General features: G+C 61.0%; 16 protein-coding genes. 9 read left to right on the top strand and 7 right to left on the bottom strand.

The window, feature by feature from the left end; all coding sequences use genetic code 11:
- The first annotated feature begins 219 nt into the window (after positions 1–219).
- Positions 220–1,038, top strand: a complete 819-nt coding sequence (locus tag MHY24_RS10750; RefSeq protein WP_239230554.1) for a hypothetical protein — start codon at positions 220–222, stop codon at positions 1,036–1,038.
- Positions 1,039–1,060: 22 nt separating this feature from the next.
- Here MHY24_RS10750 and MHY24_RS10745 read toward each other — a convergent pair whose 3' ends face one another.
- Positions 1,061–1,468 carry a hypothetical protein gene (locus MHY24_RS10745; protein WP_239230552.1) on the bottom strand — a complete coding sequence of 136 codons (408 nt, stop codon included), beginning with the start codon at positions 1,466–1,468 and terminating at the stop codon, positions 1,061–1,063.
- A 152-nt stretch (positions 1,469–1,620) separates the two neighbouring features.
- On the opposite strand from MHY24_RS10745, the gene MHY24_RS10740 reads away from it, so the two are divergent.
- The 3 genes from MHY24_RS10740 to MHY24_RS10730 are packed head-to-tail and all read left to right on the top strand — an operon-like array spanning position 1,621 to position 2,811.
- Entirely contained in the window at positions 1,621–2,031 is a 411-nt protein-coding gene (locus MHY24_RS10740; RefSeq protein ID WP_204609910.1) for an HAD-IA family hydrolase, read from the top strand.
- A gap of 38 nt (positions 2,032–2,069) precedes the next feature.
- Positions 2,070–2,546: a hypothetical protein gene (locus MHY24_RS10735; protein WP_239230558.1), complete on the top strand. Its 477-nt coding sequence runs from the start codon at positions 2,070–2,072 to the stop codon at positions 2,544–2,546.
- 16 nt (positions 2,547–2,562) lie between these two features.
- Positions 2,563–2,811: a hypothetical protein gene (locus MHY24_RS10730; protein WP_239230550.1), complete on the top strand. Its 249-nt coding sequence runs from the start codon at positions 2,563–2,565 to the stop codon at positions 2,809–2,811.
- Here the strand turns inward: MHY24_RS10730 and rsgA are convergent.
- Entirely contained in the window at positions 2,808–3,833 is a 1,026-nt protein-coding gene (gene rsgA, locus MHY24_RS10725) for a ribosome small subunit-dependent GTPase A (protein ID WP_179387521.1), read from the bottom strand. The genes MHY24_RS10730 and rsgA overlap by 4 nt on opposite strands.
- Positions 3,826–5,127, bottom strand: coding sequence for a 3-phosphoshikimate 1-carboxyvinyltransferase (gene aroA / locus MHY24_RS10720; RefSeq protein WP_239230548.1), 1,302 nt, complete (start codon positions 5,125–5,127; stop codon positions 3,826–3,828). Before aroA ends, rsgA begins: the two co-directional genes overlap by 8 nt.
- On the opposite strand from aroA, the gene MHY24_RS10715 reads away from it, so the two are divergent.
- Complete coding sequence (locus MHY24_RS10715) at positions 5,126–5,773, top strand: SOS response-associated peptidase (RefSeq protein ID WP_239230546.1); 648 nt, start codon at positions 5,126–5,128, stop codon at positions 5,771–5,773. The two genes, aroA and MHY24_RS10715, sit on opposite strands and share 2 nt — an antisense overlap.
- Here MHY24_RS10715 and ybaK read toward each other — a convergent pair.
- Positions 5,759–6,262 carry a Cys-tRNA(Pro) deacylase gene (ybaK, locus tag MHY24_RS10710; RefSeq protein ID WP_204609900.1) on the bottom strand — a complete coding sequence of 168 codons (504 nt, stop codon included), beginning with the start codon at positions 6,260–6,262 and terminating at the stop codon, positions 5,759–5,761. The genes MHY24_RS10715 and ybaK overlap by 15 nt on opposite strands.
- A gap of 37 nt (positions 6,263–6,299) precedes the next feature.
- Here ybaK and MHY24_RS10705 point away from each other — a divergent pair, with 37 nt between their 5' ends.
- Both MHY24_RS10705 and MHY24_RS10700 read left to right on the top strand, forming a co-directional pair.
- On the top strand, positions 6,300–6,902 hold the full coding sequence (locus tag MHY24_RS10705; protein ID WP_200436091.1) for a sigma-70 family RNA polymerase sigma factor: 603 nt from the start codon (positions 6,300–6,302) through the stop codon (positions 6,900–6,902).
- A complete protein-coding gene (locus MHY24_RS10700) occupies positions 6,902–7,174 on the top strand; it encodes an anti-sigma factor (protein ID WP_005326557.1) in 273 nt (90 codons plus the stop codon). The genes MHY24_RS10705 and MHY24_RS10700 overlap by 1 nt, the downstream gene beginning before the upstream one ends.
- A 425-nt stretch (positions 7,175–7,599) precedes the next feature.
- Here MHY24_RS10700 and MHY24_RS10695 read toward each other — a convergent pair whose 3' ends face one another.
- Positions 7,600–7,860, bottom strand: coding sequence for a WhiB family transcriptional regulator (locus tag MHY24_RS10695; RefSeq protein ID WP_204609890.1), 261 nt, complete (start codon positions 7,858–7,860; stop codon positions 7,600–7,602).
- A gap of 498 nt (positions 7,861–8,358) precedes the next feature.
- On the opposite strand from MHY24_RS10695, the gene MHY24_RS10690 reads away from it, so the two are divergent.
- A complete protein-coding gene (locus MHY24_RS10690) occupies positions 8,359–8,847 on the top strand; it encodes a hypothetical protein (RefSeq protein WP_204609889.1) in 489 nt (162 codons plus the stop codon).
- A 75-nt stretch (positions 8,848–8,922) separates the two neighbouring features.
- On the opposite strand, the gene MHY24_RS10685 is transcribed toward MHY24_RS10690, so the two are convergent.
- Entirely contained in the window at positions 8,923–10,161 is a 1,239-nt protein-coding gene (locus MHY24_RS10685) for a hypothetical protein (protein ID WP_239230544.1), read from the bottom strand.
- The gene (locus MHY24_RS10680) at positions 10,158–11,483 is read right to left on the bottom strand and encodes a DEAD/DEAH box helicase (RefSeq protein ID WP_239230542.1); all 1,326 of its coding nucleotides are present in this window, start codon (positions 11,481–11,483) and stop codon (positions 10,158–10,160) included. Before MHY24_RS10680 ends, MHY24_RS10685 begins: the two co-directional genes overlap by 4 nt.
- Positions 11,484–11,554: 71 nt before the next feature.
- Here MHY24_RS10680 and MHY24_RS10675 point away from each other — a divergent pair, with 71 nt between their 5' ends.
- Positions 11,555–11,779 carry a DUF3107 domain-containing protein gene (locus MHY24_RS10675; protein WP_005322370.1) on the top strand — a complete coding sequence of 75 codons (225 nt, stop codon included), beginning with the start codon at positions 11,555–11,557 and terminating at the stop codon, positions 11,777–11,779.
- Positions 11,780–11,820 lie beyond the last annotated feature (41 nt).

Here is an 11,820-nt window from a genome sequence, read left to right as displayed (position 1 = left end):
TCAAATAGTTCAACCAACTGCTCCCGCTGATGCTCACTCACCAAACTTCGAGCTCTCAATGAAAACTACTCCCCACTAATCGGAAACTGATTTCTCAGTCCAACTAATGGGGAGCAGTTCAGATAGTGGGAGCGGGGCGGGTTTCTTTTCAGGAAAAAATGAGTAGAATATAAGAAACCTGTCCCTTCTGCTTATTTCCTGTGAGGAGCTCCACTGACGATGCGCCGCCGCTCTCTGCGTCTCGGTATTACGACGCTCCTGTCTGCCACCTTGCTCGGTGGCGCCACGCCGGCCGTGGCCTATGAGATGCAGCGTGATTCTGCCACCTCGTTGCGCATCATTTTGGATTCGGGCGAAAAGATTGAGCAGGATAACGCGGCTGCGGCCATCCTGGCTATTGCTACCCAGCGCAAGGAAGCATTGGTGGCCGATGGAATCTTGTCTCAGGAAAAGGCGGATGCCGCCTTCGAGTACTACTTTGGCAAAGCCCGGCTCAATACCGCGCGCACCGACGGCAATATTTATTCGACCCCGCTGGACTTCCCGTGGGAGCCAGAGGAGCGGACGCAATCCCTGGACGGCAAGCAGTACACCGAAGCGGCTGTACTGGATTACCTCGACATGTTGGGCGCCAACTATACCCAGGCGGTAATTCGTGCCGAGCTGGGTGAATTCACCAAGGACTTGCCGCAGGCCCCTGCCAGCAACGCGGCGACCTCTCCGCGTGCCGAGCTGCCGGCCATCGGGGAAACTGGCTCCGCCTTCCCAGATGAGTTCCCTGCCTATGCGGCGGCGCTGCGCGATATTGTCACCATCACCAAGCAGGTCAACGCACCCCTGGAGCAGGCCGCCGCGTCGCACCATACTGCGGGAACCGTGCCCGCGGATGCGGCGGCGGACGAGCATTCCGGTCTATCCGCCTTTGAAGGCGGCCTCCTAGCCACCGGTTTAGCGGCGCTGACCAGCGCCGCCGGCTTCGGATGGTCCGCACTCGACTGGTCCGAGATCCTTTCTCACTTGGGCCAGTTCTTTTCCTAAGCACCAAGCCCTGCCCGCGGGGTTAAAGCAGGCGGAATGAGGTTAGACCGGTGGGGCTCGCCGAGCCCGTAAATGCATGCTGTTGTTGGCCGATGTAGGCGGAGCCAAAGTACTCGCCATTGGGCCGTGCGTGCAGGCTGGTCAATTGCAGTCTGTCCGTGGCATAGGGGCTTGTCCGCCGGCGCACCCACGATCCAATGTGCAGGCGGATGGCATCCGAATAGCGCGTGGAATTGAGATGGGCTAGCGGGCGATAGCCGGCGGCTACCTCCAGCGCGAAGACTACCCAGCCTTGGATGCGGTGTTGGGCGGCGACTTCCGCGGACGTCGGCAAGCGGCCATAGCGCACGCGGTGGGGTGCAATGAAGAGTTTGAGGTGCGAGTAGCCGGGGATGGGCTCATACATGGTGGGGAAGTAGTGCTCCTGCATAAGGGCAGGAGGCGGACGCGTGATAATTGTCTCATGCCCACCCCAACCCCGCCATTTCTGAGGGTTTCCTGAAAGGGGTGGGCGCGAATGAGCGCGCGGTTCGCTATACTCTCGGGGAGTTAAAGAGAATCGTAACCAAAGGATTTAAGTACATGCGTGGTCTAATCGTTGACTATGTCGGCGTCCTTGACGGCACCGAAGAAGACAACCGCCGCTGGAAGGCGCTGCTGGCCGCCGCCAAGGCAAATGGCGCAGCAACCGCCATCCTGTCCAATGACCCAGGCGGACCAGGCGCGGAGCACATCCGCGAGTGGGAGTACCGCGGAAACGTCGACGCAGTTGTTCTCTCCGGCGAGGTGGGGGCGGAAAAGCCTGAGGTCGCAGCCTTCCAAGCGGCAGCGGATGCCCTAGAACTGCCGCTCAATGACTGTGTCATGGTTGATGATTCCATCCTCAACGTGCGCGCCGCCGTGGAATCCGGCATGGTGGGCTTTTTGTACACCAGCTTTGACCGCGTCTCCGTTGAAATCCAGGCAGTCTTCGATATTGAAGGTGAGTTTTAGTGGCTAAAGCCCGCGTTTACATCCCTGCGACCTACGCCATGCTGGCGGAGCTGGAAGAAACCGGCACGCTTTCCGCACGCTCCGGCTGGGGCTTTATGGTGACCCCTGCGCTGCAGGAGTTCTATACCGAGGGCGATGAAGAAGAAATTGCCTACTCGGCCTTCCTCGAGGCCTCTATGGCCTCCATGCGCCTTTTGGCCATTGGCGATGAAGAGAAGTTCCCGCACCGCCGCGTGGTTATCTCCGTGGACTTGGATGATTCTGTCCTCACCCCGCGCCCGGATATGGGCGAGCCGGTGGTAGAGCTCAAGCCGGCGCAGTTCAGCAAGGACGACCTAGCGGCCATCCACGTGGATATTGCGGAGTCCGAGGAAACCACAGCGAAGGCCATCGAGGCTATCGATACCGCAGACCTTGGCGATGAGGACGCGGAGCTGGCCGTGGGAGATGCACTGGATAAGTTTATGGCCTTTTATCACCCCAGCGAGCTGCCTTTCCTCGTAGAATTGCTCTAAAACTGAAGGAGAAAACATGACTCAGCGTTTCAAGAACCTGGCTGCAGCTACCGTTACCGCAGGCGCAGCCCTCATCGCCGCGCCTGCCGCACTGGCAGATACCACCCCAGCTGCAGATGCGGCTGCCGACGCCGTGCCCACCACCCCGTGGCTGGCGCTGCTAGAGACCTCGTCCCAGGGCACCTGGGGCCAGATCCTCGATGTATTCTTCGGCATCGTGGACGTCATTTTGGGAGTTATGGCCGATACCGGCTTCCACCTCTAATTTTCCCACTCCACGTTGGTGCGCAGGGCCTCGAGTAGGCCGCGCACCGCGTCGCGCCGCCGCGCACTGGCGGTATCAGGGGGGATCAGCGCAGGATCATCGAGGCCGCATTCTGGGTCCGCAGGCGGGCCCATATGCGTACAACCGCGGGGGCAGTCCTCGATGGCGGCGGCGAGGTCTTCAAAGACGCCCAGCACGTCATCGGCATCCACGTGTGCGAGGCCAAAGGAACGGATGCCTGGGGTATCGATAATCCAGCCGCCGGTGAATGCATCCTCGGCGGGGAGGGGGAGCGCCACCGATTGGGTGGAGGTATGCCTGCCTTTGCCGACGCCCGATACTTCCCCTGTCTCCCTATCCGCATCCGGTACCAGTCGGTTGACCAGGGTGGATTTACCCACCCCGGAATGCCCGATGAGCGCGGTGACGTGGCCGTCGATGTGGTGGCGCACCGCCTCTAGTCCGTCCTCGACGCCGGCTTCCACCACCGTGACATCGAGATCGGCGAACTCGGCCGCGAACGGGGCAGGATCCGTGAGATCGGTTTTGGTCAGGCACAGGATGGGGTGGATATTGCCCACAAACGCAGCGATGAGGGCGCGCTCGACAAATCCGGAGCGCGGCGGCGGATCCGCCACGGCGGTGACGATGAGCATCTGGTCCGCATTCGCCACCACGATGCGCTCATAAGGGTCGGTGTCATCGGCCGTGCGGCGCAGGACGGAGGTGCGCTCTTCCAGCTTCACAATGCGCGCCAGGGTGTCTTTCTTGCCGGAGGTATCGCCCACGACGCCCACGCGGTCGCCCACCTCGATGGCGGTGCGGCCCAGCTCACGGGCGCGCATGGCGGTGACGCGGGGGCCGTCGTCTAGCGCTACGCCCCAGCGCCCGCGGTCCTTGGTGATGACCATGCCGAACTTGGCATTTTTGTGTTTGGGGCGGTCCTTCGTGCGCGGTCGCGAGCCCTTGCCGGGGCGCACGCGCACATCGGATTCGTCGAAAGAACCGAAACGCCTAGCCATTGCTCTCCTGTTGCTCGGGGTCCACCATCGTCTCCCACATGCGGTCGAAGCCAGGCAGGGTCTTCGCGGTGGTGGAAATGTCTTCTACCTCTACGCCCGGTACCCGCAGACCGATAATCGCACCCGCGGTGGCCATGCGGTGATCGGCGTAGCACGGCCACTCGCCGCCGTGGAGAGGGGCGGGGTCGATATGCAGGCCGTCGGCAAGCTCGGTGACCTTGCCGCCGAGGGCGTTGATATTATCCGCCAGCGCCTTTAAACGGTCAGTCTCGTGCCCGCGCAGGTGCGCAATGCCGGTGAGGGTAGAGGGGGTCTCCGCCAGGGCGCACAACGCCGCGACGGTGGGGGTGAGCTCGCCGATATCGCCCATATTGCGCTCGATGCCCTGCAGCGCGCCGTCCTTGGCGCCCTTGGCAGTGACAAAGCCCGGCTCTTGGGTGACCATGACGCCCATATCCACCAGAATATGGCGAATGGCGTCGCCCGGCTGGGTGGTATTGGCAGGCCAGCGCTTAATGGTCACGCGGCCGCCGGTGACGGCAGCGGCGGCAAGGAAGGGCGTGGCATTGGAGAGATCCGGCTCGATTGCCCATTCCCGCCCGGCAATCGGGCCAGGGTGCACGGTCCACGTATTCTCGCCGGAATCCACGCGTACGCCGGCTTGGCGCAGCATGCCTACGGTCATCTCCACGTGCGGCATGGACGGCAGGGGGCCGCCCTCGTGGGTGACGGAAATGCCCCTTTTAAAGCGCGCGCCGGCCAGCAGGAGTCCGGAGACGAACTGCGAGGAACCAGAGGCGTCGATAGTGACCTCACCGCCTTCCGGTACCCCGTGCGAGCGCACACTAAAGGGCAGGCTATCGCCGTCCACCTCGACGCCGAGCTGGCGCAGTGCATCCAGGGTGGTGGACATGGGGCGGGCGTAGGCCTGCTCGTCGCCGTCGACAAGCACGGCGCCGTCCGCCAGGGCCGCAACCGGCGGGATAAAGCGCATGACCGTGCCGGCCAGGCCGCAGTCCACCGTGGCACCCTTAAGCGGGCCGGGGGTGACGTGGATATCCTCGCCTTCGTGCTCGAAGCGCACGCCCATAGATTCCAGGGCCTTTTCCATCAGCTGCGAATCGCGGGAGACCAGCGGCGCGCGCAGGGTAGAAGGGCCATCGGCCAACGCTGCAAGAATGAAGGCGCGGTTGGTAATAGACTTCGAGCCCGGCACGTGCTGGGCCCACGTAATGGGGCCTGCCGCTTGCGGGGCGGACCAAGGTTGAGACATATCGTCCATAATAGAGGGCATGTGCGGAAGATTCGTTCTTTTTACCGAGTCCCTTCTCGATGAAGTGGGCGCACTGCCCGGAGTTACTGAGGTCCACGCCCCACAAGGTACCCCAGGCCCGCGCTACAATATTGCGCCCACCCAGCAGGTGGCGATGGTGCGCGTACGCGAAAGCCTCGCCCAAGTTGACCCTGCGCGGTGGGCACTGCTGCCGCACTGGAAGAAGGACCTGGACGGCCCGCCGCTGTTTAACGCCCGGGCGGAAACGGTGGCCACCAAACCCTCCTTCCGGCATGCCTTTAAGGGGCAGCGCTGCCTTATTCCCATGAACGGCTACTACGAATGGCACCAGGAAGAAGGCGGCAAGCAGCCCTATTTCGTCCGCGCGGAAGAGGGCCTGTTGTGGGCGGCAGGCCTGTGGGATACCGGCCTAGACCGCCTGTCTGCCACGATTGTCACCACCGCAGCTACGGAAGAAATGGAGTGGCTGCACCACCGCCTGCCACGCTTCTTGACGGCCGAAGAAATGCGTACCTGGCTGGAGGGTAGCCCCGAAGAAGCCGCTGAGCTGCTCTTACCGACGCCCCTGCGTGGCTTCCACACCCAGCCCGCCGACAAGGCTGTGGGCAGCGTATCCAACGATTATCCGGAGCTACTCGGCGAGTAGATCAGCAAAGCTAGCAGAGCACAGCTCTGCGAGGTCCTCCGCATTGAGCTCGATATCCAGCCCGCGGCGCCCGCCGGAGATGAAGACGGTATCGAAAAGGACGGCGGTTTCCTCAACGACCGTGGGCAGCGGGTTCTTCTGTCCCAGCGGGGAAATGCCGCCCGGGATGTATCCGGAGGACTTGGACGCGTCATGCGGATCCGCCATGGCGGCCTTAGCAACGCCGTGGGCGGCCGCGGCCTTCTTGAGGCTCAGGTGGTGGGTGGTAGGGATGACGCACACCGCCAACTGCCGCTTGGACCCTTTGCCCGCCGTTAAATCGATGACCAGGGTTTTGAGCACGCGTTCCGGCTCTACCTCGAGGGCCGCGGCGGCGTGATCGCCGAAGTGATCCTTGCCCGCCTCGAAGGTGTAGACGTGGTGGTCTACGCCGGCATCTTCCACGACTTTGAGCGCTGGGGTGGCTGCATGCGGGGACTTTTTAGACATGACTGGGATCCTAACGCTACGCGTTAGGATAGAAATTGTGGCTAAAGAAACAATCAGCGAAAAGGAGCTGCAGCGCCGCTTCGAAGCGGAAGCGCTGCCCCTGCTAGACCAGCTCTACGGCGGTGCCCTGCGCATGACGCGCAATCCGCAAGATGCTGAGGACCTCGTGCAGGAGACCTACCTCAAGGCCTATAAGTCCTTTCATTCCTTCAAGCAAGGTACAAACCTTAAGGCGTGGCTGTATCGCATCATGACCAATAACTACATCAACTCCTACCGCAAGGCGAAGCGCCGCCCCACGGAGTCCTCGGCCGATGACCTAAGCGATTTTCAGCTGTATACCACTGCTGGGCACGATTCCACTGGCCTGGAATCCGCCGAGGTATCAGCGCTTAAAGACATGCCGGACGCCACCATTTCAGAGGCCATGAATGACCTGCCCGATGATTACCGGATGGTGGTGTACTACGCGGATGTAGAGGGCTTGGCGTATAAAGAAATTGCAGAAATCATGGATACTCCGCTGGGCACGGTGATGTCCCGGTTGCACCGGGGAAGAAAATTGCTCCGGAAAGCGTTGAAAGACGTGGCACGAGAACAAGGCATTGGATTAGAACACCCAGACATGGAGGAGAAGTAATGGACCGCGCAACGGAACACAACTGTGGTGCGTGTAGCTCCCCAGAGGTACAGGCCCTCCTGTGCGAGCTTCTCGATGAATCCACCACCTATGCCCGCGCACTCGCCATCCGCGAGCACATTGCCCAGTGCGATTTCTGTCAACAGCGCCTCGAGAGCGAGGAGATTATCCGCTCTCTGGTGCGTAACTGCTGTAATGGCCAAGCCAAGGCGCCGCAGGCGCTGCGCCGCCGCATTTCGGTAGAGATCACGCGCATCGACACGGCGTGGTAGGCACTGTTGCTCACCCGCTGTCGTGGGGTCATGGTCTCCTGATCTTCCAACTTTTTGCTTGAGTCCATACTGATCGGGCCGAATTGAGGGTGGAAGGGCCGAATTGAGGCCCCAATGTGTTCAATTCGGCCCGATCACATTGGACTTAAGGCACGGAGAGGCCAGGCGGGGAGCTAGGAGGCGACATCGATTTGCGTCTGACATAGCAAAAGCCCGGTTCTACGGTCGAAGTGACCGAGGGAACCGGGCTTTGAGTAATGCTGTGCGTTATGCGCCAGGACGCTTGCCGTGATTAGCGGACTTCTTGCGGCGATCCTTGCGCTTGCGACCACGCTTGCTCATTGCGCACTCCTTCGTTGAGGGTATCTGAACTTTATTCAACTGTAGCGGCTAAGGGCGCCGAAACGAAAATTGGGGGCTGCTTATTAAGCAGAAACGCGGGCGCGGCCACGGCCGCGGTTGCGGCGACGCTTGAGGGCGCGGCGCTCCTCTTCAGACAGGCCGCCCCAGACGCCGGCGTCCAGGCCGGACTCCAGTGCCCACTTCAGGCAGGAAGTGGCAACGGGGCAACGGTTGCAGACCAGCTTGGCCTTAGCGATTTGGGTAAGTGCAGGACCAGAATTGCCTACTGGGAAGAACAGCTCGGGGTCTTCGTCGCGGCAAACAGCTTCGTGGCGCCAATCCATGATTGATATCTCCTAACAAAAATTCGACAGCAGTAAGCACAAGTGCTTTTCATGAGAAATGAAAAGCAACCAATGCCAGGGTGGGTGGTTGTGTGAACTGGTCTGCGTGCAGTGGGGCCCGGTCTCGAGGTCGGGCCAGCGTCGCCGCCGCCAATGGTTCACATTGTGGTTACTTGAAGTTTCCTTCAAGTTAAGAAGAGGTTTACGTCCTCTTTCTTTTTGCTACCCCAGAATCATGACATGTTTACTCAGACTCCGCTAGGGGTAGAGGCGAAATTGTGGTCAACCTCACGTGAATGAAACTAGTGTGGGGGTCATTTAGGTCGACGTATGAGTTGAAAGAAGCCTGTGAGAAACGCGCTGAACTGGTGCATTGTCCAAAAAACATTGAGTGCGGTGACTGAAGAAGCGTCAAATCTACCCGGCTAACCCCTGCCCCCGCGAAACCTGAGTGGCGCACAAGGAAATGGCCTCGACCGGTGAGTAGACTGTGGGTTTGTGTCTAAGCAGAAGAAAAAGCAGGTAAACAAAAAGCAAAATGTTTCCTCCGCGCAGCCGGCGCGTGAGGAGAAGGCCCAGCAGGGCGCGCCACAGCCGGTCCTCGTGGCCGCAGCGCTCGCCGTGGTTCAGTCCATCGCCGTCATCTGCTTCGGTATCTTCCTGATTGTGCGCGAGGTGACCGGCGCAGAAAATGGTTCCATGGTGTCGGACTCGGGCTCCGGAAGCTTTGTGGGGCTGGGCACCGCGCTATTTATCTTTATCGTCTTTGGCTTTGTCATCGTCGGTGCTTGGGCCATGGTCAAAGGAAAGCGCTGGGGTAGGGGAGCCATTATCTTGGTGGAGCTCATCTTGGCAGCGAGCTCCTTCCAGATGTTTAGCGGCGGATCGCCGCTACTTGGTGCGGTGACCTTGGCGAGCGCCGCAGTAGTCATCTTCCTGCTGATGTTCGTTCGTGCTTCCACCGAGTGGGCGGCAGCAAACTTCTAAATTCGCTGCCACGCACACTAAGGGCCGCGCCCCGGGTAAATCCGGAAGGCGCGGCCCTTTCTGTAGCGGAGGGTGTTAATCGGCGCTTAGGCCCACGACCTGATCGCCGCGGGTTTCCACGATGGTGTCGCCCGCCAAGGTGAGGTAGACGGGGCCGTGGTAGCCGCCGCGATCAACCGGTATGGTTCGCAGGGTTTTGCCGGTGGACCAATCCATGACAGCAATGCCTGCTTGGGTAGGCACCAACATGTGCTCGTCGACGGCGATGGGGGTGCCGATGGCATCTTCTACCACGTGATCCACTGCGAGGTCGCTCGGCTTGAAGAGATAGAGCCGGGAGCCATCAAACCAGGTCATATGGTGCGGCAGGTCCGCGGTTGCCGGGGCGAACGGCGAGGCGCCTGCATCGATGTCTGGAGAGGGCTCTGCCGAAGTAGAGTCCAGCTTTTCGCCCTTATTGTCATAGGACTCGATCGTGGGGTGCGGTCCTGGGCGGTAGACGGCGGCGGCCTTTTGTCCCACAGCGACAAGCCGGGCGCCGTCGGTGGCTATGTCCACATCGGCAGCGATATCGGGCTCACGGGAATCATCAGGGGTGGTGTCTTGGAAACGCAACCAAGTGGCGCCCGGTTTATCGGGGCAGGACTCGGTCAGTGCCAAATTCTCGGTACGGGTAAGGGCGGAGCTAATGGTGCAGTCTTCATGCGGTTGCTTGTCTGGCTCCTGCTTAGCTTCCACGTCACCGTATTCCACGGTGCGCACCATATCGGAGCGCCACAGATCAATCCGGTCGGTGGAGACTGTTCCTACCCGGTCATTGGAGGAAACGGGTACTACTTTCTCTGAGTTGACGGCGCTGCGGATGCTGTCATACTCGCCAGTTGCGGCATCGATCGCCACGGTATCCCCGCAACCCACGCCGGTTTCATACGACGCCACGATTTTGCCCCACGCTGTCGACAGCGAGCAGAGATCGGCATCTGTGCGCTCATAAGTCCACGCCTCGGAGCCGTCCGGGTTCGTGGCGGTGAGCGTGTGATCGGCGTGCGTGATGGTCAGGCCATGTGCCGAAACCGCCCGGTATTGGCCGGGTACTGGTTCGTTGGGAAGGCTGAAGGACTCGTGGAGGGCCTCGGGGACGTCGGCAAGCGCGGGTGCATCCTTATCCCCAGGAACGGCCGCTTGGCTGAGATGCGCCTGGTTAATATTGGCGGTAATAGCCGCCCCGCCGACCGCGATGGCGCAGACCACGGCAATAATGCCGGTAGCCCTCCAATCGGGGGGCGTCGAGCGCAAAATGGGAGCTTTAGTCATCGGCGGCCTCCTCGCCGGCGCCGGGAGCTGCCGCGGCGCGCGGTGGTACGGGTGGGGGATTTCTCGCGGACAGGAACCTGGCCCACGACCTTGGTCTCAGGGCCGACAGTCTCTTCTATATCCGCGGGGATGTCTAGAGCCTGGGCCAGCTCTGGGGACGTGGAGAACCACTGCGGCGGATTCGGCTCACCCAAATCCAGCTCATCATTAATAACCTGCCATTTGCCCAGCTCATCGTAGCCCACCAAGGTGATAGCGGTGCCCGTATGGCCGGCGCGACCCGTGCGGCCGATGCGATGGACAAAGGTCATCGGATCATCCGGAACCTGATAGTTGATGACGTGGGTGACATCATCAACGTCGATGCCACGGGCGGCAATATCGGTAGCGACCAAGATGTCCACCTGGCCGGTGCGGAAGGCATGCAGCGACTTCTCGCGCGACTTTTGCCCTAGATCGCCGTGGACGGCGCCCACGTGGAAGCCGCGCCGGGCCAGGTCATCGGCCAATTGGGCGGCCGCGCGCTTGGTGCGAGCGAAGATGATGGTGCGCCCGCGGCCGGCGGCCTGCAGGGCGTGGGCGACGACGGCAACCTTATCCATGCGGTGGGCCTGGAAGGTGACCTTGCGAGTGGAGGAATGGGTGAAATCCTGCTCGCCGGATTCGGCGCGGATATGGATGGGTTTTTCCATAAACCGGCGGGCGAGCGTCAAAATTGCGCCCGGCATCGTGGCGGAAAAGAGCATGGTTTGGTGGGCATTGCCATCGAGTGCCGTGAGGATAGCCTCCACCGAGGGTAAAAAGCCCAGATCCAGCATCTCGTCGGCCTCATCGAGAACCAAGATAGCCACGCGATCTAGCTGCAGTTCGCCGCGTTCGTGCAGATCGATCAATCGGCCAGGCGTGCCAATGATGACATCGACGCCCTTGTTGAGCTTTTTGATCTGCTCCTCGTAGGGACGGCCGCCGTAAATGGAGGCTAAGCGCACGGGCAGGTGGGCGGCAGCCACCTGCAGGTCCTCGGTGACCTGTTGGGCAAGCTCACGGGTGGGGACCACCACGAGGGCGCGCGGGGTGCCATCGAGCTCGTCGATATCGGCGTCATCAAAAACGCGGTCCAAAAGCGGCACGCCAAAGCCATAGGTCTTGCCCATGCCGGTGCGCGCTTGGCCTATCAAGTCCTGGCCGGATAGCGCGATGGGCAGGGTTAATTCCTGGATTGCAAAAGTACGCGTGATGCCACGAGTGGCGAGACCATCGCAGATTTCGGCCGCAACGCCGAGTTCCGCGAAGCTCGGTGGCTGGGATTTTATGTCAGACACACCTTGATAGTAGCCGGGATGGTTATAGTGGGGCCATTGACAATAAAACTCTAGTTAGAGGAGGAATCTTCATGGATATCAAGTTTGGCTTCGCGGATACCGCTCGCGAGCTGGTCATTAGCGCTGCAGGTGACCAAGCCGAGCTGACGCAGAAGATCAACAGTGCCCTGGCGGATAACTCCACCCTGGAATTGGAAGATGACAAGGGCCGCAAATACCTCGTGCGCACTGACCGCGTGGTCTACGTCGAGGTCGGCATTGCAAAGAAGCACGCCGTGGGATTCGCCGGCGCCTAAGGCGAGCGCATAGGGCTGCTGATTCAGCTTTTTTAAATACC

Origin of the sequence: Corynebacterium sp. ACRPQ (assembly GCF_022347225.1) — a bacterium.
Taxonomy (GTDB): domain Bacteria; phylum Actinomycetota; class Actinomycetes; order Mycobacteriales; family Mycobacteriaceae; genus Corynebacterium; species Corynebacterium tuberculostearicum_D.
Note: the sequence above shows the minus strand (reverse complement) of the source record. Positions and strands in the feature narration are given on the sequence as shown.

Bases quoted from the DNA above. Each gene is read 5' to 3' on its own strand.
- MHY24_RS10750 (WP_239230554.1), top strand. From the start codon at position 220: ATGCGCCGCCGCTCTCTGCGTCTCGGTATTACGACGCTCCTGTCTGCC.
- MHY24_RS10745 (WP_239230552.1), bottom strand. From the start codon at position 1,468: ATGCAGGAGCACTACTTCCCCACCATGTATGAGCCCATCCCCGGCTAC.
- MHY24_RS10740 (WP_204609910.1), top strand. From the start codon at position 1,621: ATGCGTGGTCTAATCGTTGACTATGTCGGCGTCCTTGACGGCACCGAA.
- MHY24_RS10735 (WP_239230558.1), top strand. From the start codon at position 2,070: ATGCTGGCGGAGCTGGAAGAAACCGGCACGCTTTCCGCACGCTCCGGC.
- MHY24_RS10730 (WP_239230550.1), top strand. From the start codon at position 2,563: ATGACTCAGCGTTTCAAGAACCTGGCTGCAGCTACCGTTACCGCAGGC.
- rsgA (WP_179387521.1), bottom strand. From the start codon at position 3,833: ATGGCTAGGCGTTTCGGTTCTTTCGACGAATCCGATGTGCGCGTGCGC.
- MHY24_RS10715 (WP_239230546.1), top strand. From the start codon at position 5,126: ATGTGCGGAAGATTCGTTCTTTTTACCGAGTCCCTTCTCGATGAAGTG.
- aroA (WP_239230548.1), bottom strand. From the start codon at position 5,127: ATGCCCTCTATTATGGACGATATGTCTCAACCTTGGTCCGCCCCGCAA.
- ybaK (WP_204609900.1), bottom strand. From the start codon at position 6,262: ATGTCTAAAAAGTCCCCGCATGCAGCCACCCCAGCGCTCAAAGTCGTG.
- MHY24_RS10700 (WP_005326557.1), top strand. From the start codon at position 6,902: ATGGACCGCGCAACGGAACACAACTGTGGTGCGTGTAGCTCCCCAGAG.
- MHY24_RS10695 (WP_204609890.1), bottom strand. From the start codon at position 7,860: ATGGATTGGCGCCACGAAGCTGTTTGCCGCGACGAAGACCCCGAGCTG.
- MHY24_RS10685 (WP_239230544.1), bottom strand. From the start codon at position 10,161: ATGACTAAAGCTCCCATTTTGCGCTCGACGCCCCCCGATTGGAGGGCT.
- MHY24_RS10675 (WP_005322370.1), top strand. From the start codon at position 11,555: ATGGATATCAAGTTTGGCTTCGCGGATACCGCTCGCGAGCTGGTCATT.